At 68.3% G+C, this 23832-nt stretch carries 14 protein-coding genes and 1 pseudogene; 8 read left to right on the top strand and 7 right to left on the bottom strand.

All coding sequences use genetic code 11. The features are described from left to right. Positions 1–38 precede the first annotated feature (38 nt). The 3 genes from AB0J04_RS21100 to ngcE all read right to left on the bottom strand — a co-directional run bounded on the left by AB0J04_RS21100 (position 39) and on the right by ngcE (position 3459). The gene (locus AB0J04_RS21100; RefSeq protein ID WP_363170049.1) at positions 39–971 is read right to left on the bottom strand and encodes a carbohydrate ABC transporter permease; all 933 of its coding nucleotides are present in this window, start codon (positions 969–971) and stop codon (positions 39–41) included. Positions 972–973: 2 nt separating this feature from the next. After that, positions 974–1900, bottom strand: coding sequence for a sugar ABC transporter permease (locus AB0J04_RS21095; RefSeq protein ID WP_363170048.1), 927 nt, complete (start codon positions 1898–1900; stop codon positions 974–976). Positions 1901–1965: 65 nt separating this feature from the next. Next, positions 1966–3459 carry an N-acetylglucosamine/diacetylchitobiose ABC transporter substrate-binding protein gene (ngcE, locus tag AB0J04_RS21090; RefSeq protein WP_363170047.1) on the bottom strand — a complete coding sequence of 498 codons (1494 nt, stop codon included), beginning with the start codon at positions 3457–3459 and terminating at the stop codon, positions 1966–1968. Between the two features lie 408 nt (positions 3460–3867). Here ngcE and AB0J04_RS21085 point away from each other — a divergent pair, with 408 nt between their 5' ends. From AB0J04_RS21085 to AB0J04_RS21075, 3 genes and pseudogenes are all read left to right on the top strand, one after another. After that, positions 3868–7701, top strand: coding sequence for a GH92 family glycosyl hydrolase (locus tag AB0J04_RS21085; RefSeq protein ID WP_363170046.1), 3834 nt, complete (start codon positions 3868–3870; stop codon positions 7699–7701). A gap of 110 nt (positions 7702–7811) precedes the next feature. Beyond that, positions 7812–8336: a hypothetical protein gene (locus AB0J04_RS21080; RefSeq protein WP_363170045.1), complete on the top strand. Its 525-nt coding sequence runs from the start codon at positions 7812–7814 to the stop codon at positions 8334–8336. Then, positions 8326–8490: pseudogene (locus AB0J04_RS21075) on the top strand (acetylxylan esterase); the annotation flags it as partial. The gene AB0J04_RS21080 and the pseudogene AB0J04_RS21075, both read left to right, overlap by 11 nt. Positions 8491–8509: 19 nt before the next feature. Here AB0J04_RS21075 and AB0J04_RS21070 read toward each other — a convergent pair. The 3 genes from AB0J04_RS21070 to AB0J04_RS21060 form a co-directional block, all read right to left on the bottom strand. Further along, positions 8510–10222 carry a TlrC/CarA/OleB/SrmB family ABC-F type ribosomal protection protein gene (locus tag AB0J04_RS21070; RefSeq protein ID WP_363170044.1) on the bottom strand — a complete coding sequence of 571 codons (1713 nt, stop codon included), beginning with the start codon at positions 10220–10222 and terminating at the stop codon, positions 8510–8512. A gap of 482 nt (positions 10223–10704) precedes the next feature. After that, a complete protein-coding gene (locus tag AB0J04_RS21065; RefSeq protein WP_363170043.1) occupies positions 10705–11769 on the bottom strand; it encodes a lytic polysaccharide monooxygenase in 1065 nt (354 codons plus the stop codon). 142 nt (positions 11770–11911) lie between these two features. Then, positions 11912–12316, bottom strand: a complete 405-nt coding sequence (locus AB0J04_RS21060) for a hypothetical protein (protein ID WP_363170042.1) — start codon at positions 12314–12316, stop codon at positions 11912–11914. A 140-nt stretch (positions 12317–12456) separates the two neighbouring features. On the opposite strand from AB0J04_RS21060, the gene AB0J04_RS21055 reads away from it, so the two are divergent. The 3 genes from AB0J04_RS21055 (at position 12457) to AB0J04_RS21045 (ending at position 18463) form a co-directional block, all read left to right on the top strand. After that, the gene (locus AB0J04_RS21055) at positions 12457–13200 is read left to right on the top strand and encodes a methyltransferase domain-containing protein (RefSeq protein ID WP_363170041.1); all 744 of its coding nucleotides are present in this window, start codon (positions 12457–12459) and stop codon (positions 13198–13200) included. 495 nt (positions 13201–13695) lie between these two features. Beyond that, positions 13696–17397, top strand: a complete 3702-nt coding sequence (locus AB0J04_RS21050; RefSeq protein ID WP_363170040.1) for a S8 family serine peptidase — start codon at positions 13696–13698, stop codon at positions 17395–17397. 64 nt (positions 17398–17461) lie between these two features. Further along, the gene (locus tag AB0J04_RS21045; protein WP_363170039.1) at positions 17462–18463 is read left to right on the top strand and encodes a LuxR C-terminal-related transcriptional regulator; all 1002 of its coding nucleotides are present in this window, start codon (positions 17462–17464) and stop codon (positions 18461–18463) included. 79 nt (positions 18464–18542) lie between these two features. Here the strand turns inward: AB0J04_RS21045 and acnA are convergent, their stop codons facing one another. Beyond that, positions 18543–21257, bottom strand: coding sequence for an aconitate hydratase AcnA (gene acnA, locus AB0J04_RS21040; protein WP_363170038.1), 2715 nt, complete (start codon positions 21255–21257; stop codon positions 18543–18545). A gap of 437 nt (positions 21258–21694) precedes the next feature. On the opposite strand from acnA, the gene AB0J04_RS21035 reads away from it, so the two are divergent. After that, entirely contained in the window at positions 21695–21895 is a 201-nt protein-coding gene (locus AB0J04_RS21035) for a DUF4236 domain-containing protein (protein ID WP_363170037.1), read from the top strand. A 64-nt stretch (positions 21896–21959) separates the two neighbouring features. Continuing rightward, positions 21960–23489, top strand: a complete 1530-nt coding sequence (locus AB0J04_RS21030) for a UDP-N-acetylglucosamine 1-carboxyvinyltransferase (protein WP_363170036.1) — start codon at positions 21960–21962, stop codon at positions 23487–23489. The last annotated feature ends 343 nt before the right edge of the window (positions 23490–23832 follow it).

Here is a 23832-nt window from a genome sequence, read left to right as displayed (position 1 = left end):
GGCACGCCGAGCGTGCCGCCCCCACCCCGGACGCGCCTCTACTTCATCGCCCCCGCGGTCAAGCCCTGCACCACCTGCCGCTGGAAGACGATGTACGCGGCCAGCACCGGCAGCATCGCCATGACCAGACCCGCGAACAGGCCCGACCAGTCGCCCTTGTAACCCTGGCTGACCGCCAGTTGGACCAGGCCCTGGGTGAGGACGCGCTTGTCGGGGTCGGTGTTCAGGACCGTGGGGAGCATGTACTGGTTCCACTGGCCCAGGAAGTTGAAGATGCCGACGCTGATCAGGCCGGGCTTGGCCATCGGCAGCATGATCTGGAAGAACGTACGGCTGTGCGAGGCGCCGTCCACGAAGGCCGCCTCCGCCACCGACGTGGGCAGCGTGCGGAAGAAGGCCGTCAGGAAGAACACCGTGAACGGCAGCGAGTAGGCGATGTAGACGAGGATCAGTCCGTGGATGGTGTTCAGCAGCCCCATGTTGTTCACGACGTAGAACAGCGGGACCAGCGCCAGCATGATCGGGAAGCTCATGCCGCCGATGAAGAGAAAGTAGATGAACCGGTTACCGGGGAAGTCGAAGCGGGCCAGGACATAGGCCGCCATGGACCCCAGAACCAGCGTGCCGATGAGTGAACCGCCCACCACCAGAACGGTGTTGAGGAAGTAGTCGCTCATGTTGGCCTCGGTCCAGGCCCGTGACCAGTTGTCGAAGTGCAGCTTGTCCGGCAGCGACCAGGGCGAGCCGAAGATGGAGCTGTCGTCCTTGAATGAGGTCATCACCGCCCAGAGCAACGGCAGCACGACCATGATCGCCCAGACGATCAGGATGCCGTGGGAAAAGGCGTTGAGGACTTTTCCGTCCGTTTCCTTCTCCGGCTGCGGCTTTCCCGAGGCCGCGTCGACCTTCATGACACGGACGCCGGAGCCCGACTCGGCCGGCCGGGGCGTGGGGGTTTCGGTCGTCTTCATCGTCAGTACTCCAGCCGCTCGCGCCGTCCCAGTCGCAGCACGACCGCGGCGAAGGCCAGCGTCACGACGAGCAGGGCGACGCCGATGGTGGTGGCGTAGGCGGCCTGCCCGTCACGGAACGCCTTCTGGTACACGTACAGGACCATGACGGTGGTCGAGTAGTCCGGGCCGCCCGGACCGGTCGTCATGATCTGCACGACCGCGAACGACTCGGCGCCGAGCGCGAGAATGCCCATGTAGACCCAGCCCGACTGCACGGTGTCCCAGAGCAGGGGCAGGGTGATGCGGAAGAACGTCGCGGCCCGGCTCGCGCCGTCCAGCAGCGCGGCCTCGTACAGGTCGGCCGGGATGGAGGCCATGCCCGCCGAGAACAGGACCACGAAGAACCCGACCGTCGACCAGACGAGCACCGCCATCACGCACCACAGCGCGAGGTCCGGGTCGCCGAGCCAGAGGGGCTGGATGTCGTCCAGCCCGATCCCCCGCAGAAACGAGTTGATCGCACCGCTGTCCGGGTTGTACGCGAAGGCGAACAACAGCGCGACGATCGCGATCGAGAGCACCTGCGGAAAGAAGTAGACGATCTTGTAGAAGGAAGAGCCCCGGACGCCGGAGATCGCCGGGCCCCCCTTCCTTCTCCGTCCGCCGACATTGATCATGAAAGCGAAGAACAGCGCCAGGCTGATCGTCACCAGCGGCAGCACGATCGCGAACATCAAGCTGTGCTGCAAGGACTTCCAGAAGATTTCGTCGTCCAGCATCCTCCGGTAATTGTCCAGGCCGACCATCTTGAATTCGGGGCTGAGGCCGGTCCAGTCCGTGAACGAGTAGTAGATGGACTGGATGAACGGCCATACCACGAAGAGCGCGTACAGTCCCAGGGGCAGCGCCAGGAACCCCACGATGAACCGGTACTTGCCGTGCTGCATCGCCACTCCGGTGCTTATGTTGCTGCTTCGCCTGCTTTATGGCCGCTTTGCCGTGATACTTGCCTTCACTGGTGTTTGTAGTGCTTGATCGTAGAGTCCTTGGCCGCCTCGTCGGCGTATCCCTGGATCTTCTTGATCGCCTCGGCCGGGGTGAGTCGGCCGGCCATCATCTCGCCGAGACCGGAAACCCCGATCTTCTCTTTCTGCAGTTGGACGTACCAGTCCTGCATACGCGGATTCACCACGTTGTCGCCCGCCTTGTCCAGGGCTGCGACGCCGGACTTCAGTCCCGGGGTGAGCGTGATGCCGTCCGTGCCGCCGTTGTACGCGGTCAGCGACTTGACCTTGGAGGTGAAGTTCTTCGAGGACGCCTCGCTGAGCATGATGCGCAGTTGTTCCATTCCGCCCGGCGCGTTCTTCGCCTTCGCCGGGATGACGAAGGGCTCGCCGCCGGAGGCCCAGATGGTGCCGAAAGGCATCTTGTCGGAGGAGTCGATGCCGGTGGGCGCCGAAACGGCCAGGCCGAAGTCCTTCGGCATGACGTTCGCCGACTCGTTCTCCACCCAGGAGCCGTTGGGGATGAACAGGGCCTTGCCCTTGGCCCACGCGGTCTGCGACTGGATGTGGTCCAGGCCCGGAGTGCCCTGAAGGATGTAACCCTTCTTGTAGAGCTCGTAGTAGGCGTCGAAACACGCCTTCACCGCAGGGTGTTTCCAGGCGTTCGGCTCCAGGTTGTCGATGGCGTCGAGGACCTCACGGCCACCCACCTTGCCGATCATCGGATACAGCGAGAAGGGGATGTAGTACGGGTATTTGCCCGCATACGTCCAGCCGGCCATGCCCTTCTTCTTGGCCTTCTCACAGACCGCGAGCATCTCGTCCCAGGTCTCCGGGTACGTGGCGTCGAGCGAGTCCAGGGCCTTCTGCGAGTACCAGACGCCGTAAACGGTATAGGCGTAGTACATGATCCAGACCGGGTCGCCGTCGAACTGGCCCATCTCGACGATGCCGGGGCGCAGCGTGTCGCGGACCTTCTTGTTCGGGTCGTCGTAGGAGGCGGCGTCGAGGAGCGGGGTGAGGTCGGCCAGCTGGCTCTTGCCGACCAGGACGCCCATGTCCATCTGCTCGGCGCCGGAGTTGTCGATCAGGTCGGGCGGGGTTCCCTGGTTGAAGCGGGGCTGAAGCGTCGACTGGATCTTCTGGGTGGCCGAGAACTTCACCTTCGCCTTCGGGAAGCTCATCTCGTAGATCTTCACGGCGTCCTCGGCGTACTCCTTGCCGAAACCTCCGTCGAACAGGACGAATTCCAGCTGGGCGGTCTCGTTGACCGCGAGGGGGTTCTTCGCGGTCTTCTTCCCGGCCGCGGCCTTGTCCTCCTCGCCCCCGCCACTGCTCGCGCAGGCGGACAGAAAGCTCATCGTGGGAACGGAGATCAGGCCGAGTGCCGCCGACCTCTTGATCAGGTCTCTACGGCCGACACCCGAGGAGTCGTTGATCTCAGCGCCGTTGATCTCGGAGCCGTGGTTCTCAGAGCCGTTGTTCTCGGTGTGGGATCCCATGCTCAAGTCCTCGCCTTCTCCAGGACTCAGGCGGTGCACCGGATCCTTCCCGGCACCGCGGTCAGGTCAAGCAGGGTCGTGCGGATCACGTGGTTCGACGGTTACGACGATCTCGACGGACGGACGTATCGACGCTTCGATGATGAATTGCCGACAGGTATAGTCCACTTCTGGCCGACGGAGCAAGATCGAATGCAAGGTTGACCGTTGGTCTTTTCCGAGTTGAGACCTCCCGGAAATATGAAGGACCGGTGGGCACCTTGCCGGAAAATTGCATGACATGAGCCCCGTCTGGCGCAATCAACATCCTTGACATCACTGTCCACTTGGCTCCCTACTGATTCCTGCGCAACCAGTAGGACAACGTTGTCCGAGGCGTTGTCCGGCGCGCGGGGAGGGTGCTCACGCATGCAGCGGTTCGGACGGTTGCGAGCGGTCGTGGTCACGGCCGCTCTGATCACGACGGTCGGCACGGCGGAGACTGCGGCGGCGCTGCCGTCTCCGGTCCACCTCCCCGGTCGGGGCTTCGCCTCGTCCTTCGAGGCGAGTCAGCGCGCTCCCGACTGGGTGAGCACGGTCGACACCACGCCCGGCGGCGGCAAGCGGGCCTCGGGGGTCGACGGCGGCTACGGCGGCGGGCTCCCCGGCGACGTCACCGACCGGGTCACGGAGGTCCGGGCGAGCGCGGAGAACACGGCCGGCGGCGAGGTGAAGGAGAACCTCGTCGACGGCGAGGCGAGCACCAAGTGGCTGGCGTTCGCCACCACCGGGTGGGTCGAGTTCGATCTCGACGAACCTGCGCGCGTAAGCGGTTACGCACTCACCTCGGCCAATGACTTCGCCGAGCGCGACCCGGCGGACTGGACGCTTTCCGGCTCGACGGACGGCACCGCCTGGACGCCCCTGGACACCCGCTCCGGGGAGTCCTTCGCCGAGCGGTTCCAGACCCGCACGTACGGCGTCGCGGCCCCCGCCGAGTACCGGCACTACCGGCTGGAGGTGACCGGGAACCACGGCGCCGGGATCCTCCAGCTCGCCGATGTGCGGTTCGGCACGGGCGGGAGCGACGGGCCCGTCCCGCCGGACATGCTCACCGTCGTCGACCGCGGCCCGAGCGGCTCGCCGACCGCGAAGGCCGGCGCCGGTTACACCGGGCGGCGGGCGCTGCGTTACGCCGGCCGGCACACCGCTTCCGGCCGGGCGTACTCGTACAACAAGGTCTTCGACGTGAACGTCCGGGTGGGCTCGCGCACGCAGCTGGCGTACCGGATCTTCCCGGCGATGGCGGAGGGCGACCGGGACTACGCCGCCACAAACGTTTCCGTGGATCTGGCGTTCACGGACGGCACGTATCTGAGCGGGCTCGGAGCGAGCGATCAGTACGGCTTCCCCCTGTCGCCCCGCGGGCAGGGCACGGCCAAGGTGCTGTACGTCAACCAGTGGAACGACGTGGTGTCGGGGATCGGGGCGGTGGCGGCCGGGAAGACGGTCGACCGGATCCTCCTGGCCTACGACTCCCCCGGCGGACCGGCCCGATTCCGAGGCTGGGTGGACGACATCGCGCTGCGCACGGCCGCCCCGGAGGCGGCGAAGGAGCATCTGTCCGACTACGCGGTGACCACCCGCGGCACCAACTCCAGCGGGAGTTTCTCGCGTGGAAACACGTTTCCCGCAACGGCCGTGCCGCACGGCTTCAACTTCTGGACGCCGGTGACGAACGCGTCCTCGCTGGGCTGGCTGTACGACTACGCGCGCGCCAACAACGCGGACAATCTGCCGACGATCCAGGCGTTCAGCGCAAGTCATGAGCCGAGTCCGTGGATGGGCGACCGGCAGACGTTCCAGGTGATGCCGTCCGCCGCGGCCGGCGTCCCGGACACCGGGCGGACGGCCCGGGCGCTGGCGTTCCGGCACGCGAACGAGACCGCCCGCCCGTACTACTACGGAGTGCGTTTCGAGAACGGTCTCACGGCGGAGATGGCGCCGACCGACCACGCGGCCGCCCTGCGCTTCACCTACCCCGGTGCGGACGCGAGCGTCGTCCTCGACAACGTCACCGATCAGGCGGGGCTGACGCTCGACGAGGAAGCCGGAGTCGTAAGCGGTTACTCGGACGTGAAGTCGGGGCAGTCGACGGGAGCGACCCGGCTCTTCGTGTACGGCGAGTTCGACGCGCCGGTGACGGACGGGGCGTCGAGCGGAGTAAAGGGTTACCTGCGTTTCGACGCGGGCGACGACCGTACGGTCACCCTGCGGCTGGCGACCTCGCTCATCAGCATCGACCAGGCCCGTGACAACCTCCGCCAGGAAATCCCGGAGGGAACCGCTTTCGACACGGTCCGGTCGCGTGCCCGGCAACAGTGGGACAAGCTCCTGGGCACGGTGGAGGTCGAGGGTGCGAGCCAGGATCAGCTGACCACGCTGTACTCCAGCCTGTACCGGCTGTACCTGTACCCCAACTCCGGCTTCGAGAAGGTCGGTTCGAAGTACCGGTACGCCTCCCCCTTCTCGCCGATGCAGGGCCCGGACACCCCGACCCACACCGGCGCGAAGATCGTCGACGGCAAGGTGTACGTCAACAACGGTTTCTGGGACACCTATCGGACGACCTGGCCGGCCTACGCCCTCCTGACACCCACTCAGGCCGGTGTGCTGACCGACGGCTTCGTGCAGCAGTACAAGGACGGCGGCTGGACCTCGCGCTGGTCCTCACCCGGCTACGCGGACCTGATGACCGGCACGTCGTCGGACGTGGCCTTCGCCGACGCGTTCGTCAAGGGCGTCGGCTTCGACGCGAAGGCTGCGTACGAGGCCGCCCTCAAGAACGCGACGGTGGTGCCCCCGGACCCGGGGGTCGGCCGCAAGGGCATGGCGACCTCCCCCTTCCTCGGCTACACGAGCACGGCCACGCGCGAGGGCCTCTCATGGGCGCTGGAGGGCTACCTCAACGACTACGGCATCGCCCGCATGGGCCAGGCCCTGTACCGGCAGACCGGTGAGAAGCGCTACCAGGAGGAGGCCGACTACTTCCTCAACCGCGCGCAGGGCTATGTGCACCTCTTCGACACCAAGGCCGGGTTCTTCCAGGGGAAGGACGAGAAGGGCGACTGGCGTGTGCCCTCGGAGGACTACGACCCTCGCGTCTGGGGCTACGACTACACCGAGACCAACGGCTGGGGCTACGCCTTCACCGCCCCGCAGGACAGCCGGGGTCTGGCCAACCTCTACGGCGGCCGCGACGGTCTGGCGAAGAAACTCGACGCCTACTTCGCCACCCCGGAAACCGCTTCCCCCGAGTTCGCCGGCTCGTACACCGGGGTCATCCACGAGATGACGGAGGCCCGAGACGTGCGGATGGGCATGTACGGGCACTCCAACCAGGTCGCCCATCACGCGATCTATATGTACGACGCCGCCAGGCAGCCCTGGAAGACCCAGGCCAAGGCCCGCGAGGTGCTCGCCCGGCTCTACACCGGCAGCGCGATCGGTCAGGGCTACCACGGTGACGAGGACAACGGCGAGCAGTCGGCCTGGTATCTGTTCTCCGCGCTCGGCTTCTACCCGCTGGTGATGGGCAGCGGCGAATACGCGGTCGGCTCACCGCTGTTCACCAAGGCGACCGTGCATCTGGAGAACGGCAGGGATCTGGTGGTCAAGGCCCCGAGGAACAGCGCGAGGAACGTCTACGTGCAGGGGCTGAAGGTCAACGGCCGTTCCTGGACGTCGACTTCGCTCCCCCACGCGCTCCTCGCGAAGGGCGGGGTCCTGGAGTTCGACATGGGGCCGCGGCCCTCGACCTGGGGATCCGGCAAGACGGCTGCCCCGGTCTCGATCACTCAGGACGACAAGGCGCCGACGCCACGCACGGACGTCCTCGAGGGCGGGGGTGCGCTGTTCGACGACACGTCGGAGACGCAGGAAACGGTTTCGGGGACGGTGGACCTGCCGGTCACGGCGGGCGCGAAGGCGGTGCAGTACACGCTGACGTCCGCCGATCACGCGCAGGCTCCGGGGAGTTGGACCCTGCAGGGCTCCGCCGACGGACTGACGTGGACCGACCTGGACCGGCGCAACGGCTCGGGGTCGGCGTCAGGGCCGGGGGCGGGATCGGGCTCCGGTGACATGTTCCGGTGGGACCGGCAGACACGGGTCTTCACCGTCGCCCGACCGGGCGCCTACGGGCACTACCGACTGGTCTTCGACAGCGAAGCACGCCTGGCGGAGGTCGAGTTGTTGTCATGATCTAGTAACCAACAGCGAAGGCCTGCTGTACCGGGCGTCACCGGTGTTCCAAAATCATCAGACCGCCCGCGGACGCGTCGGGCGGTCAGTCATGGAGGGGGAAAGCGGTTATGAGCATCACCAGACGGTTCACCGGACTGCTCGCGGGGGCGGCGCTCGGGGCGGGGGCCCTCTTCGCCACGGCGGCTCCGGCCCAGGCGTACAGCCCGAACCCGACGTTCCACGCCTACTACTACGACACCGACAACTGCCCGTGCAGCGGCGGCAACCTGACCGACCCGTTCGACAACACGTACTTCGCGAACGACGCCGGCGGCTATGCCGTGAAGATGGAGCTGATCAACTCCGGGGCGTTCGTCGGCAAGGTGGAGTTCCACCCGAACGACGAGAAGCTGTGGGTGTACGACACGGCCAACGACGGTGACACGTACTACGTCAAGGTGAGCTACACCTCCGGGGGCACGACTCACAACCTGGGCACGTTCAGCCCGCCCGGGACCACGGCGGTGCTGGACTACGAGGTCGACGACTTCGACATCCCGGAAGGCGCTTACGTCGACATTTCCGTGTACGACGACGCCGGGCTCACCGACCTCATCGGTGCCGCACGCGGCACCGGAGCGGCCGTCGCCTAGGGCGTACGCCGCGTTCAACCGGTACGGAGAGCTGAGCGGGGGCGTGGATCCCCGGAAGGAGATCCACGCGTATCCGTTCAACGGGCACGAGGGCGGCGAGGGCCAGCAGGTGAGACGTCAACTCCATTGGCTGCCACACCAGTTGGTCGACTGAGCGCGGGGCCCACCGCGTTTCACGGCTCGCCGACGGCGACGGCCCCCTCACACAGCTCCAGTCGCGAGCCGGTGAACCGCGCGCGCATCCGGCGATCGTGGGTGACCAGCACCAGCGCGCCCGCGTAGCTGATCAGCGCCTCCTCCAGCTCCTCGACCAGGGAGGGCGAGAGGTGGTTGGTGGGCTCGTCCAGCAGAAGCAGGTCCACCGGCTCGCTCACCAGCCGGGCGAGCTCGATCCGCCGTCGCTGCCCGTACGACAACTCACCGATACGCAACCGGAGTTGACGGGGCTCGAACAGGCCGAGCGACAGCAGCCGGTCTGCGTGCTCATCCCGATCACCGGGGCGGCCGTGGGCGAACGCCGCCAGTACGGTCAGCCCGGGTGGCCACGGCACCCCCTCCTGGCGCAGGTGACCCACCCGGCCGGCCACGGCTACCGTCCCGCTGTCCGGCCGCAGTTCCCCGGCCAGGACGCGCAGCAGCGTGCTCTTGCCCGCGCCGTTGGGGCCGGTGACCAGCAGCCGTTCGGCAGCCCCGAGCCGCAGCTCCGGCAGGGTCAACCGGCCTTCGACGGACACGCCGTCGAGCAGGGCGGCCGGCCCCTCGCCCGTCCGGCCCGCGGTGTCGATGCGGGCGGCGAAGGTCAGCTGGTCCGGCGGCGGCGACACCGGGTTCGCGGTGAGCCGCTCGGCACGTTCCTTGGCATTACGGATCCGGCTCATCGCGCCGTGCGCGCGACCTCGTGCGCGGAACGCGCCATGGCCGAAGCCGGCCTTCGCCATCTTGCGCGGGATGGCGTCGAGGCGCGCCACATTGGATTCGGCCAACCGACGGCTGCGGTCGAGCTCGACCCGCCACTCGTCGTACTGCTGCTGCCGCCGACGGCGTTCGGCGGCCTTGGCGGCGAGGTAACCGGCGTAACCGTTCCCATGGCGGGTTACACAGCCGCCGTCCACTTCCAGGACGGTGGTGGTGAGCCGTTCCAGAAACACCCGGTCGTGGGTGACCGCGACAACGGTTCCACGGTGGGCCCGCAGATGATCCTCGAGCCACCCGACCGCCCGGTCGTCGAGGTCGTTGGTCGGCTCGTCGAGCAGCAGCAGCTCCGGACCGGACGCCAATGTCGCCGCCAGCGCCAGCCGTGACCGCTCACCGCCGGAGAGCGTGCCCAGCCGCCGCTCCCGGGCGAGTCCCGGCAGTCCGAGACCGTGCAGCGCGGCGTCGACGCGGGTGTCGGCGCCGTAGCCGTCGCGTGCCTCGTAGCGCGCGGTCAGCCGGGCGTACCCGGCCAGGGCCTCGTCGAGGCCGACCCCCTCGGCCACCTCCGACAAGGAGACCTCGGCGCGCCGCAGCTCCGCATCGAGCGCGCGCAGCTCGGAGAGCGCCAGGTCGACGGCGTCCTGGACCGTGGCCTCCGGGGGCAGGCCCAGAGTCTGGGCGAGGTAACCAGTTCCGCCCTGCGCGACCACGGCGACCTCCCCCGTGTCGGGATGCTCGTCGCCGGCGAGGAGACGGAGCAGCGTGGATTTTCCGGCCCCGTTGTCACCGATGACGCCGGCCTTCTCGCCGGGGGCGAGGTTGAAGGAGACCTGGTCGAGCACGGTGCGGTCGTCGTAGCGCTTGGTGACGCCGTGCAGGGCGAGCTGTGAGGAGTGGGAGGTGCGGGAGTGCGACGTCCGCCGGTCGGGCAGGGATCGGCTCGAGGACGACGAAGAGGTTGGCGCACGCATGTGGAAGCCCCTGTTCTCGGCCAGGCGAAGAAAGGCCGACGGAACGGATTCGAAAGGGAATCGGCGCGCCACGACGGCGGAGCGATGCTCTACAACTGCGCTGCGCGCTGTTGCTGTGCTCCACAGCTGTGCTGTGTGCAGCGGCGGAAACAGTGCGCGATGGCGGAGCCTTGCTCTACGCGGTCGGGCGGGGGGCGATCACAGAGTTCCCATGGGGAGGACGGTACGCGGCCGCGCGAGTACCGGGCAACGCGTTTTCGGCCGACCCTCGCCAACTCGGTTGGCCACTACACGGGTTGAGCCGATAGAGTCGGCACGCGACATCGAGACAACGTTGTCGCGCGTACGCACTCCCGACCCGTGGCACCGCCCGGGCGGGGACACCCCGGACCGCCCCACTCCCCCCTTGGGGCCGGCCCGGCTCGCGGACCCGGTGGGCACGCGGCTCGCTGCCCACCGGGTCCGCCCAGAGCGGCTGTCGCTCAACCGACCCTGCAGGGAAGGCTTGTGGCGCTGTCACCGCCCGAACCGGAGACGACGTATCCGAACGTCGCACTCTGGCCCGGACTCAACGAGCCGTTCCAGTCGGCGTTGTGGACCATCACCGCCTGCCCGTTGTACGTGGCGCTGCCGCTCCACAGACTGACCACGGACTGGCCGGTGGGCAGCGTCCAGTCGACCATCCAGCCGAGCATCGGGACGTCGCCGGAGTTGGTGACGGTCACTTCGGACTGGTACCCGCCGTTCCAGCTGTTGGTCGTCCTGCGCGTGGCGGTGCACGTGCCGGGGACGGGTTCGGTCGGGTTGCCCGGTTCATGGATACCGGTCACCTCTCCGTTTCCCCCGTCGAAGACGATGTCGGAGCAGGAGTAGAAGGTCTCGGCACTGTCAGAACGCTGCCAGACCATGTAGATGATGTGCCGCCCGGACTTGTTGGCCGGGAGTTGGCCGGTCCAGGAGTAGTTGGCCTCGACCGTGCCCGGACTGCCGTTGAGCGGCGGGTGGTCGACGGAGAGGAAGGGCTGGGCCTCCATGTCGTCCCAGGTGAGGGTCTGGGTCGGGTCGAAGCCGTCCTTGGTGACGTAGACGTAGAACCAACCCGGGTGCGCGGCCCAGGCGTTGTAGGAGAAGTCGACGGTCGCGCCCGAGGTGAGGTGGGTGAGCGGCCAGTCGCTGCGCGGCGCGTTGAAACCGGTGAAGTTGGTGTTTCCGCCACTGCACAGCTGTCCGTCCGGCACGAACCCGCGGGTGCGGCCCGCGCCGTCGGAGCGCAGCACGGAGAACCAGTTGTAGAACGGCGTGGTACCGCTTACCTGCTGCGCGTTCTTGCAGGCCGGGTTGACCGGCTTGATCTCACCGGTGTCGGTCAGCCCGTCCTGCCAGCACAGGAAGGTGCGGCTGCCGGGCTTCATGGGGGTGCCGTGAGCCTCGGCCTTGCCGCCGGTCGTGACGATCAGACCGAGGGCGGGGACCGTGGCCAGTAGGGCCAGGAGGACGAGGAGGAGGGCTCGGGTGCGTAACCTGGATTTCGGATCTGGCGTGATCATGACAGATGACATGGCGAATGAGTCCGCCTTCCGTGTACGGACCGTGCGTGCGTGGAGGCACTGCGGGTGCGGTTGCGGATGCGCGAAGCGGGAGCGTCCCCGGCCCGCACCCGACGGGTTCCGGTCCACCGGGCGCGAGTCGCTATGGGAGCGCTCCCACTTCACCTGTGGCGGAAGGTAGCGCCGTACGGCCCACTTGTAAACGGGCCAGGACCGTGTAGAGATTGTCGATCCGCTTGCCGTCGGTGGTGAGGCCGAAGAACTCCTCGGTGATGCCCTCGGTCGGCATCGCCCCGCCGGCCCCGCCGCCCGGTCCGCCGCTGGGCGCGCCGCGCGGGGAGGCGGAAGCGGTGGCGTCCGCCGTGGCGGTGGTGTCGTCGGCCATCGCGGCCCGGGCACCGGCGCCGCCCATGGTCGCGACGGCGGTGGCGCCGCCGGCGAGGAAGACCTTGCGCATGAAGTCTCGGCGGTCGGCGTGAGCGCGTCGGCCGGCGCCGGGCTGCGGTTCCGCCTGCGGTTCCATTTCCCCGGTGGTGGAATCGGTCATCTCCGCTGGCTCCCTTCGTCGTTGGCACGTCCGAGGCGGAGTGCCGGGCGGTGACGACTCTGCGAGCGAAAGCTGAGGGAAATCTGAAGACGTGCGCTCACCGAGGTGTGGTGAGGCGGCCGGTGCGCATACTCAGAGATATGGCCGTCTACGACGCGCTCGGTGGGACCTATGGCAGGACGCGGCGGCCCGACGCGCGGATCGCCGCGCGCATTCACGCCGCGCTCGCCGATGCCGTCGACGTGATCGACGTCGGGGCTGGAACCGGTTCCTACGAACCGCCAGGGACGGTCCTCGCCGTCGAGCCCAGCGAGGTGATGGTCGGACAGCGTCCGCCGGGGACCGCGCCCGTCGTGCGTGCGGTCGCCGAGCGGCTTCCGGTGCGCGACGACGCCGCCGACGCCGTCATGGCGGTGCTGACCGTTCATCACTGGACCGACCTGGAGACCGGACTCGCCGAGCTGCGTCGGGTGGCCCGGCGTCGGATCGTCGTCCTGACCTGGGACCAGTCGATCTACCGCGAGCGGTTCTGGCTCGTCCGTGAGTACGTTCCGCAGGCAGCCGCCCTCGACGACAGCCGCGCCGTTCCGATCGAACGGCTGGCCGCTCTCCTCGGCGGGGCACGGCAGGAGATCGTCCCGGTGCCGCACGACTGCGCCGACGGATTCGGTGCGGCCTACTGGCGGCGGCCCCACGCCTACCTCGACCCGCAGGTGCGGGCCGGGATCTCGATGCTCGCCCAGTCCGGCGAGGACGCCCTCGCGCCCGGTCTGGCCGCGCTGGCGGACGATCTGGCGACCGGCCGCTGGCATGAACGGCACGCCGACCTGCTCACTCTCGACGCGATCGACGTCGGCTACCGGCTCCTGGCAGCGGACGTCTGACGGCCACGGACAGCACTTCGGTGAGCGCGGGTTCGTCGTCGACGATCAGGACGCGAACGCGGTCGGATCGCAGCCCGTGGGTGCCAGTCATGTCCGGATTCTGTCCCGGTCGGCTGAGGGAACCCTGTGTTCCCACTGAGCCCAAGCCGTGGGACGTGGCGTGCGCGGCCCGACGGCACCCCACCCCCACGCGTACGGAAACCGTCGTCAACGCTTACGGAAACCCCCGATCGGCGCGTACGGAAACCACCGATCCACGCGTACGACACCGTCGATCCACGCGTACGACACCGTCGATCGAAGCGCCCCGACAGCGTCTGACACCTTGGCCGAAACAGCATCGCCGGCCGTCAACTGCCGTGGCCGATCCGGGCATTGGCACTCCCTGGCCACACGAATCCCTTGAGCCCCTTTCCGTGCAGCGCCCACTCTGATCACTGGCTTCCGCTTACCAGGCCGGAAGCGTTTTCAGCGTTCAGGGGAGGACGTCCACCCATGCGAAGACTCCATGCCCTCTGGGCCGTGGCAGGCGCGGCCGGGCTGGTCGCGGGCGCGGTCGCGCCCGCGACCGCCGGTTCCGTGTCCTCGGTCACCGAGCCGGGCGCCACCAGCCCGCAGAGTGTCACCACGCCCGACATACGGCAGGGCGCCACGAGCACCCAGACCGTCACTCTCATCACCGGCGACACCGTCTCCCTCACCAAGGGAGCAGACGGCAAGAATGCCGTCGACGTCCGGCGCGGCAAGGGCCGCGAGGCCGCCACCTTCCTGTCCAGCGAGAAGAACGGCGAGGTCAGCGTCCTGCCGGCGGACGCGATCCCGCTGATCCAGGCGGGCCGCCTGGACCCCGCCCTGTTCAACGTCACCCAGCTGGTGAGTCAGGGCTACTCGGACGCGAAGACCGGCGCCACCCCCGTGATCGCCACGTACAGCAAGGGCAGCGCGACCCCCGAGGGCGCGCGCCGGACGCTCGCGCTGCCCGGGATCGACGGCGCCGCGCTGAGCGCGAAGAAGTCGACCGCGTTCTGGGCGGACATCGCCCCTGCCCTCGGCACCGAGCCCACCGCGAAGGCCGCGAGGCAGCTCGGCGAGGGCATCGACAAGCTGTGGCTGGACGCCCAGGTGAAGGCGTCCCTCGATGTGAGCGTGCCGCAGATCGGCGCGCCCGAGGTGTGGCAGGCGGGCTACGACGGCAAGGGCGTCAAGGTCGCGGTCCTGGACACGGGCGTGGACGCCGGGCACCCGGACCTCGCGGGGAAGATCGCGGGGTCGACGAGCTTCGTACCGGACCAGGCGGTGCAGGACGGCCATGGCCACGGCACCCATGTGGCGTCCACGATCGTCGGTTCGGGCGCGGCCTCGGAAGGCAAGCGCAAGGGTGTGGCGCCGGGCGCGGAACTGCTGGTCGGCAAGGTGCTGGGCAACGACGGTAGCGGCCAGGCCTCCTGGATCATCGCGGGCATGGAGTGGGCGGCGCGCTCCGGTGCGAAGATCGTCTCCATGTCGCTGGGCGGTACGGCGACCGGCCCCTCCGACGTGCTCAGTGAGACCGTCGACGAGCTGTCCGCGTCCACGGGCGCCCTCTTCGTGATCGCGGCGGGCAACGCGGGACCGGGCGAGCAGACCTTGGGCACCCCGGGCATCGCCGACTCGGCGCTGACGGTGGGCGCGGTCGACAAGTCCGACAAGCTGGCCGCGTTCTCCAGCCGAGGCCCGCGCCCCGGTGACTTCGCGGTCAAGCCGGAGATCACCGCGCCGGGCGTGAGCATCACGGCGGCCCGTGCCGCGGGCACCACCATGGGCACGCCGGTCGACGCCAACTACACGACGGCGAACGGTACTTCGATGGCGACCCCGCATGTCGCGGGTGCGGCGGCGCTGGTCGCGCAGGCCCATCCGGACTGGACGGGCGAGCAGATCAAGCAGTCCCTGGCCAGCACAGCGAAGACGAACGCCGACAACTCCGTGTTCGAGCAGGGCGACGGCCGGGTCGATGTCGTCCGGGCGGTCGGGCAGAACGTCTTCGCGACCTCGGCGCTGAGCTTCGGCAAGTTCGAGGACGGCGACACCGGGGTCGTCACCAAGGACATCACCTACACCAACACCACTGACAAAGCAGTGGAGTTGAAGATCTCGTCGTCCCTCGCCGACGTCACGCTGGGCACCGGCGCGCTGACCGTGCCCGCGCGGGGCACCGCCACCGTCCCGGTCGGCGTCGACCCGGCGAAGGAGGCCGAGGGCCGGTACACGGGCCACATCACGGCGACCGCCGACGGCGTCCAGGTCACCACGGGCGTCGGCTTCAAGAAGGCCCCGAAGACGTTCGACCTCAAGGTCTCGCTCGTCGACCGGCAGGGCAGGCCGTCCACCGCCGCGTCGCTCTACACGCTCCAGGAGCTGAACGGCGCCTACCCCAACGACTACGGCTTCCTCGGCACCGGCTGGACCTGGCAGGTGCCGGCCGGCACCTACTCGATAGCGACCTGGATCCCGGACCGCGACGCGGGCGGGGCGACCGTCGGCACCTCGATCGTCGGCAACCCCGAGATCAAGGTCGACGGGGACACCGAGGTCGTTCTCGACGCCCGCAAGGCCGTGGAGATCAAGCCGAAGACGAAGCAGGACTCCGAGTTCCAGGGCTTCAGCACCAACTGGCACCGCGAGGGGCCGGGCAGCGCCTGGGGGCTCACCTACAGCCAGGGCTTCTGGACGGACCACGTCTATGTCGCGCCGACCGAGCAGGTCACCGAGGGCACCCTGGAGTTCTCCGCCAAGTTCCGGCTGTACGCGAAGGAGTTGACGGCGAGCGTCACCAGCCCGGAGAAGTCCGAGCTGTCCTCGCTCTACTACTCGCAGACGTACAACGACTTCCCGTTGAAGATCAGCGGTGACCACAAGGTCCAGGCGGTGGACGCGGGCGGCGGTACCGAGGCCGACTTCGCGGGGCTCGACGTCAAGGGCAAGGTCGCGGTGGTCAGGGTCGGCGCCACGGACCGCGCACAGAGCGCTCTGGACAACGCGACCAAGGCCGGGGCGGGTTACCTCATCGTGTACCGCGACAAGCCCGGTTTCTGGATCGAGGCCGTGGACCGCGCGACCACCGTCCCGGTGATGATCGCCACCGGCGAGGAGGGCGCGAAACTCACCGGCCTGCTGAAGACCGGCAAGAAGGTCACGCTGAAGCTGAGCGGCACGCCGGTCAGTCCGTACGTCTACAACCTGCTCGTCGCGCAGAGCGGTTCCATCTCCGCGGACCAGACGTACAGGCTGGACAAGACCAACACGGTGAAGCGACACGCCCGTTACTACGGGGCTACGGCCGGCGAGATCGGCGCGGACACCCTGTACACCTACCGTCCCTGGCAGCTCTTCGCCATCGAGAGCAGCGTGTACACACAGCTGGGCACGGAGCGCGACGAGTACTACTACGTCGACCCCGACACCCGTACCTGGCACGTCGTCTATCCCAACTGGAATACGTTCAGGGGCCAGTGGAGCCCGCTGCAGACCTTCACCAAGGCCGGCACGGAGAAGACCACGGAGAACTGGCTGCGCCAGGTCGTCCGCCCCGGAACCAGTGAGGAGTACGGCCTCTCCGAGCGCACCGGCGACAAACTCACCATGTCGGTGGCGGAGTTGACCGACTCCACACCGGGCCACTACGGGTACATCGACGGCGCCGACAACACCGCGAAGGGCAGGCTCTACGCGGACGGGCAGTTGGTCGGCGACTCGACGTTCGGCGGGTACGGCATCTTCGATGTCCCGGCGGGCAAGGCCTCGTACCGCTTCGAGCTGGATGTGCAGCGCCGGGCGGCCTGGGCGAAGTACTCCACCAGTACGCACTCCGAGTGGACCTTCGCCTCGGCGCGCACCGAGGCCTCGACGGCGCTGCCGCTGCTCACCGTCGGTATCGCCCCGAAGGGCCTCGACCTTCTCAACCGGGCCGAGCGCAAGGGGGAGTTGGAGGTCGCGCTGCCGGTCTCAGACCAGCTGGGGAGTGTGAAGGCGCGCAGCCTGAAGGCCTGGGTCTCCTACGACGACGGCGCCTCCTGGAAGGAAGTGAAGGTCAAGAACGGCACAGCGCGGTTCAAGGCCGCCAAGGGCGCCGAGACGGTGTCGCTGCGGGTGCGGGCCGCCGACCGGCACGGCAACGGGATCGACCAGACCGTGCTGCGGGCGTTCGGCCTGAAGTAACTACTGAAGCAACTCCCGTCGCCTGTGTCTCGGTCTTAACAAGGATCCTCTAGCGTGCCGAGTCATGGTTAACACGGCATATGGCACTGCGGGGCGGACCCCTGCCGCGAGCCCCTGGGCCGCGGTGGGGGTCTCCGCTTTCGACGAGGTGGTGTACCAGTCGGTCCTCCATCAACCCGATGCGGGCGCGGCCGGCTGGGCGCTGCTGACCGGCGCCGCTCCGGGCCGGGTCCGCGAGTCCTGCAACCGGCTGCTCGCGCTCGGTCTGCTGCAACCGCCGGACTCCATGGGCGGGTTACGCGCGGTCGACCCGCGGGTGGCGATCCGCGCGCTGATCCGGCAGCGGGAGACGGAGTCCGAACTGCTCGCCGCCACCGCCGAGGAGATGGCGACCTCGTACGAGGCGGGGCTGCTCAGAGAGGACCCGTCCCGGCTGGTCGAGGTGGTCTCCGGTGAGGGCGCCAACTCGGCCCGGCTGGAGGAGCTGTACGCGCGGGCCGAGCGCGAGGTGTGTGTGTTCGACACTCCCCCGTATCTGGCCCCGCGCACCCCGCAGTTGGACCTTCAGTCCGATCTGCTCAGCCGCGGGATCGTGTACCGCACGGTGTACGCGGCGACCGCCCTGGAGGATCCCGACGTCCTCTTCCACGCCTGGAAGATGGTCGAACTCGGCGAGCAGGCTCGGGTGTTGCCCTCGGTTCCGGTCAAGTTGCTGCTGGTCGACGGGCGTCGGGCGATGCTTCCGCTGACCTCGGTCGAGGCGGGCGGCTACTGCTCCGTGGTCGTCCGGCACTCGGCGGTGACCGATGCGCTGCAGAAGCTCTTCGACCTGGCCTGGCAGCAGGCGACGCCACTCGGCCAGGGCGTCGGCGAGGGGGAACTCTCCGAGGGCGAGCGGACGTTGGCGCGGCTGCTGGCGGCCGGGATGAAGGACGAGGCGGTGGCCCGGCATCTGGGGGTGAGCCTCAGGACGCTGCGGCGACGGGTGAGCGAGTTGCAGGACCGGCTGGGGGCGGCGAGCCGGTTCCAGCTGGGGGTGCGGGCCGCTCAGCTGGGCTGGGTGTAGCCGGGGTGTAGAGGTACGGGCACGCGAAGGGCCGCACCCCCGTCACCGGGAGTGCGGCCCGACTGCCGTACCGGATCGACTACTTGCGGATCAGGTTGCGCAGCACGTACTGCATGATGCCGCCGTTGCGGTAGTAGTCGGCCTCACCGGGGGTGTCGATGCGGACGACCGCGTCGAACTCGACGCCCGTGTCGGTGGTGACCTTGACGGTGCGCGGGGTGGTGCCGTCGTTGAGCTCGGTGACGCCCGTGATGGAGAAGGTCTCCTCGCCGGTGAGGCCGAGGGACTCGGCGTTCGCACCCTCCGGGTACTGGAGCGGGAGCACGCCCATGCCGATGAGGTTCGACCGGTGGATGCGCTCGTACGACTCGGTGATGACGGCCTTGACGCCGAGGAGGGCGGTGCCCTTGGCGGCCCAGTCGCGGGACGAGCCGGAGCCGTACTCCTTGCCGGCCAGGATGACCAGCGGGACGCCCTGCTCGATGTAGTTGCGCGAGGCGTCGTAGATGAACGACACGGGCGCGTCGGCCTGGGTGAAGTCGCGGGTGTAGCCGCCCTCGGTGCCCGGCGCGATCTGGTTGCGCAGGCGGATGTTGGCGAACGTACCGCGGATCATGACCTCGTGGTTGCCACGGCGGGAACCGTACGAGTTGAAGTCACGACGCTCGACACCGTGCTCGGTGAGGTACTTGCCACCGGGCGTGTCGGCCTTGATCGCACCGGCCGGGGAGATGTGGTCGGTGGTGACCGAGTCGCCCAGCTTGGCGAGGACGCGGGCGCCGGCGATGTCCGAGACCGGGGTGGTCTCCATCGTCATGCCGTCGAAGTACGGGGGCTTGCGGACGTACGTCGACTGCGGGTCCCACTCGAAGGTGTTGCCCTCGGGGATCGACAGGGCCTGCCACTGGGCGTCGCCCGCGAAGACGTCCTGGTAGGACTTGCTGAACATGTCCTCGCCGATGGCGTTCGCCACGACGTCGTTGACCTCGGCCTCGGAGGGCCAGATGTCGGCCAGGAAGACCGGCTTGCCCTCCTGGTCCGTGCCCAGGGCGTCGCGCGTGACGTCCACCTTCATGGAGCCCGCGAGGGCGTACGCGACGACCAGCGGCGGGGACGCCAGGTAGTTCATCTTGACGTCGGGGTTGATCCGGCCCTCGAAGTTGCGGTTGCCCGAGAGGACCGAGGTCACGGCCAGGTCGTGGTCGTTGACGGCCTTGGAGACCTCCTCCGGCAGCGGGCCGGAGTTGCCGATGCAGGTGGTGCAGCCGTAGCCGACGAGGTTGAAGCCGACCTTGTCGAGGTACGGGGTGAGTCCCGCCTTGTCGAAGTAATCGGTCACGACCTTCGAGCCCGGGGCGAGGGTGGTCTTGACCCAGGGCTTGCGGGTCAGGCCCTTCTCCACGGCCTTCTTCGCGACGAGCGCGGCGGCGACCATGACGTACGGGTTCGAGGTGTTGGTGCAGGAGGTGATGGCCGCGACCGTCACCGCACCGTGGTCGATCTCGTAGGTCGAGCCGTCGGGGGCCGTGACCGTGACCGGGTTGGTCGGGACACCGTTGCTGGCGGCCGGGGAGTCGGAGGCCGGGAAGGACTCCTTGCCCGCCTCGTCGTCGTCGGCGACGTAGTTGCGGACGTCGCTCTTGAACTGCTCGGCGGCGTTGGCGAGGACGATACGGTCCTGCGGACGCTTCGGGCCGGCGATCGACGGGACGACCGTCGACAGGTCCAGCTCCAGCTTCTCGGAGAAGTCCGGCTCGGCGGCCGGGTCCAGCCAGAGACCCTGCTCCTTGGCGTACGTCTCGACGAGCGCGAGCTGCTGCTCGGAGCGGCCGGTGAGCTTGAGGTACTTGATGGTCTCGCCGTCGATCGGGAAGACCGCGGCGGTGGAGCCGAACTCCGGCGACATGTTGCCGATGGTGGCGCGGTTGGCGAGGGAGGTTGCGGCCACGCCCTCGCCGTAGAACTCGACGAACTTGCCGACCACGCCGTGCTTGCGGAGCATCTCGGTGATCGTCAGCACGAGGTCGGTGGCGGTGGTGCCGGGGGTGAGCTCACCGGTGAGCTTGAAGCCGACGACGCGCGGAATGAGCATCGAAACCGGTTGCCCGAGCATCGCCGCCTCGGCCTCGATGCCGCCGACGCCCCAGCCGAGGACGCCGAGGCCGTTGACCATGGTGGTGTGCGAGTCGGTGCCGACGAGGGTGTCGGGGTACGCCTGGCCGCCTCGGACCATGACCGTGCGCGCCAGGTGCTCGATGTTGACCTGGTGGACGATGCCGGTGCCCGGCGGGACGACCTTGAAGTCGTCGAACGCGGTCTGACCCCAGCGCAGGAACTGGTAGCGCTCGCGGTTGCGGCCGTACTCCAGCTCGACGTTCTGCGCGAAGGCCTCGTGCGTGCCGAACTTGTCGGCGATGACGGAGTGGTCGATGACCATCTCGGCCGGCGAGAGCGGGTTGACCTTGTCCGGGTCGCCGCCGAGGGCCTTGACGGCCTCACGCATGGTGGCGAGGTCCACAACACAGGGAACGCCGGTGAAGTCCTGCATGATCACGCGGGCCGGCGTGAACTGGATCTCCTGGCTGGGCTGCGCCTGCGAGTCCCAGCCGCCGAGGGACCGGATGTGGTCGGCGGTGATGTTCGCGCCGTCCTCGGTACGGAGCAGGTTCTCCAGCAGCACCTTCAGGCTGTACGGAAGGCGAGCCGAGCCTTCCACCTTGTCCAGCCGGAAGATCTCGTACGACTCGTCGCCCACGCTGAGCGTGCTACGGGCGTCGAAGCTGTTCGCCGACACGACAGTCTCCTTCATTGATGTGCGCGTACCACCGCATCCTGCCGTCACACGGGCTTGGCCGATCCGCTGAGGTCAGGCTAAGTTAGGTAACCCTTACCGGGGTGGCGGCTGCGGTGCGCCTCGGCAGATATCTCGATGTCGAGATAACTCTAGTACACGAGGGCTGAATGGTCATGCCCGGGCTCGCTGCCACTCCCGGCGAAAGCCTGATTCCACGCTCCGTCCGGGACGGGCAAGCGTTCGCGATGAACCGCCGCGCGCTCACATCGGCGCGCCGTCCCGGTGTCATCCGGGGCGCCATGGACCCGCCGAGTCGGGGTAACCGAGACGAGAGCGGACGGGCTCACGTCGGCCGAAGAGTGTCGCCACTGCCGCTGGACACCTCGACGACGACCCGCCCGCGACTTCCCCCGACCCTCCCCGACGAAGGAAGCCCGATGCCTCTCACCTTCCGCAAGAGTTTCCGCATCCTCCCCGGCGTGCGGCTGAACATCGGCCGACGGTCATGGTCGATCACCACGGGCGGCGGACGGCACGGCCCGCGCCATACGCACAGCAGCACCGGACGTCGTACGACATCGGTCGATTTGCCCGGACCTTTCGGATGGCGTCGCACCCGTAACGCCAGGCGGCGTTGACGGGACGTCACCCGAACGGACCCCCCGAGAGGCGCAATCTCATATCTGAGATAACCTCAGCCTCATGGCAGACGACTACCTCGTACGCATCGGCAAGCTCATCCGTGACGCCCGACAGCATCGGGGCTGGACACAGGCGCAGCTGGCCGAGGCGCTCGGAACCAGCCAGAGCGCCGTCAACCGCATCGAGCGGGGCAACCAAAACATCAGCCTTGAGATGATCGCTCGAATCGGTGAAGCCCTGGACAGTGAAATCGTCTCTCTGGGGTACGCGGGACCGATGCACCTGCGTGTGGTGGGCGGCCGTCGGCTGTCCGGCGCGATCGACGTGAAGACCAGCAAGAACGCGTGCGTGGCCCTGCTGTGCGCCTCGCTGCTCAACCAGGGGCGCACGGTGCTGCGCCGGGTCGCCCGTATCGAGGAGGTCTACCGCCTGCTCGAGGTCCTCAACTCCATCGGCGTACGGACGCGTTGGATCAACGACGGCGTCGATCTGGAGATCGTGCCGCCGGCCGAGCTGGACATGGCGGCCATCGACGCCGAGGCCGCCGTGCGCACCCGTTCGATCATCATGTTCCTCGGTCCGCTGCTGCACCGCATGAACCACTTCAAGCTGCCGTACGCCGGCGGCTGCGACCTGGGCACGCGGACCATCGAGCCGCACATGATCGCGCTGCGCCGGTTCGGGCTCGAGGTCGCGGCGACGGAGGGGCAGTACCACGCCGTCGTCAACCGCGCCGTCCGCCCGGACCGGCCGATCGTGCTGACCGAGCGCGGGGACACGGTTACCGAAAACGCGCTGCTGGCGGCCGCCCGGTATGACGGTGTAACCGTCATCCGCAACGCGTCTTCCAACTACATGGTCCAGGACCTGTGTTTCTTCCTGGAGGCACTCGGGGTCCGGGTCGAGGGCATCGGCACCACCACGCTCACCGTGCACGGCGTGCGGAACATCGACGTCGACGTGGACTACTCGCCCTCCGAGGACCCGGTCGAGGCGATGAGCCTGCTGGCCGCCGCCGTCGTCACCGAGTCGGAGCTGACGGTGCGCCGGGTGCCCATCGAGTTCCTGGAGATCGAGCTGGCGGTCCTGGAGGAGATGGGCCTCGATCACGACCGCACGCCCGAGTACGCGGCCGACAACGGCCGCACCCGGCTGGTGGACCTCACGGTCCGGCCCTCCAAGCTGGAGGCGCCGATCGACAAGATCCACCCGATGCCGTTCCCCGGTCTGAACATCGACAACGTCCCGTTCTTCGCGGCCATCGCGGCCGTCGCACAGGGCAAGACCCTCATCCACGACTGGGTCTACGACAACCGCGCGATCTACCTGACGGACCTCAACCGGCTCGGCGGGCGGCTCCAACTCCTCGACCCGCACCGGGTGTTGGTCGAGGGCCCGACGCGCTGGCGGGCCGCCGAGATGATGTGCCCGCCGGCCCTGCGTCCCGCGGTGGTCGTGCTGCTGGCGATGATGGCGGCGGAGGGCACGTCGGTGCTGCGCAACGTGTACGTGATCAACCGCGGCTACGAGGACCTGGCGGAGCGGCTGAACTCGATCGGGGCGCAGATCGAGATCTTCCGGGACATCTGACGCAACAGCACCGCCGCACCCCCTCTGACGCGTAAATAGGTGCAGGTCAGGGCGGTGGTGGGCAGAGGGTGCGGCGCACCTGTGGGACCTCTGTGGGACTTTCGCGGGCTTTCTGGCCTCAGCAGCCCCGGCCGGGTCTCACCGAACACGGCGTCGATGGCGCCGCTACCGCGGGATCCGGCCCTGGGCAGGAAGTGGGCGTACTTTCTCACGGTAAACCCCGGGGCGGTGTGGCCGAGCCACCGCGTCAGGGAGAGCACCGATTCGCCGGCCTCCAGCTGCTCGGAGGCGTAGAAGTGTCGCAGGGCGTGAAACCCGTGCTCTCTGGACGGTTCCCACACGG

It is taken from the genome of Streptomyces sp. NPDC050263 (assembly GCF_040655955.1).
In the GTDB taxonomy this organism is placed as follows: Bacteria; Actinomycetota; Actinomycetes; order Streptomycetales; family Streptomycetaceae; genus Streptomyces.
This window is presented reverse-complemented; position numbering and strand designations above follow the sequence as displayed.

Excerpts from the sequence above, each read along its gene's own strand:
- AB0J04_RS21100 (WP_363170049.1), bottom strand. The coding sequence starts at position 971 with ATGAAGACGACCGAAACCCCCACGCCCCGGCCGGCCGAGTCGGGCTCC.
- AB0J04_RS21095 (WP_363170048.1), bottom strand. The coding sequence starts at position 1,900 with ATGCAGCACGGCAAGTACCGGTTCATCGTGGGGTTCCTGGCGCTGCCC.
- ngcE (WP_363170047.1), bottom strand. The coding sequence starts at position 3,459 with ATGGGATCCCACACCGAGAACAACGGCTCTGAGAACCACGGCTCCGAG.
- AB0J04_RS21085 (WP_363170046.1), top strand. The coding sequence starts at position 3,868 with ATGCAGCGGTTCGGACGGTTGCGAGCGGTCGTGGTCACGGCCGCTCTG.
- AB0J04_RS21080 (WP_363170045.1), top strand. The coding sequence starts at position 7,812 with ATGAGCATCACCAGACGGTTCACCGGACTGCTCGCGGGGGCGGCGCTC.
- AB0J04_RS21070 (WP_363170044.1), bottom strand. The coding sequence starts at position 10,222 with ATGCGTGCGCCAACCTCTTCGTCGTCCTCGAGCCGATCCCTGCCCGAC.
- AB0J04_RS21065 (WP_363170043.1), bottom strand. The coding sequence starts at position 11,769 with ATGATCACGCCAGATCCGAAATCCAGGTTACGCACCCGAGCCCTCCTC.
- AB0J04_RS21060 (WP_363170042.1), bottom strand. The coding sequence starts at position 12,316 with ATGACCGATTCCACCACCGGGGAAATGGAACCGCAGGCGGAACCGCAG.
- AB0J04_RS21055 (WP_363170041.1), top strand. The coding sequence starts at position 12,457 with ATGGCCGTCTACGACGCGCTCGGTGGGACCTATGGCAGGACGCGGCGG.
- AB0J04_RS21050 (WP_363170040.1), top strand. The coding sequence starts at position 13,696 with ATGCGAAGACTCCATGCCCTCTGGGCCGTGGCAGGCGCGGCCGGGCTG.
- AB0J04_RS21045 (WP_363170039.1), top strand. The coding sequence starts at position 17,462 with ATGGTTAACACGGCATATGGCACTGCGGGGCGGACCCCTGCCGCGAGC.
- AB0J04_RS21035 (WP_363170037.1), top strand. The coding sequence starts at position 21,695 with ATGCCTCTCACCTTCCGCAAGAGTTTCCGCATCCTCCCCGGCGTGCGG.
- AB0J04_RS21030 (WP_363170036.1), top strand. The coding sequence starts at position 21,960 with ATGGCAGACGACTACCTCGTACGCATCGGCAAGCTCATCCGTGACGCC.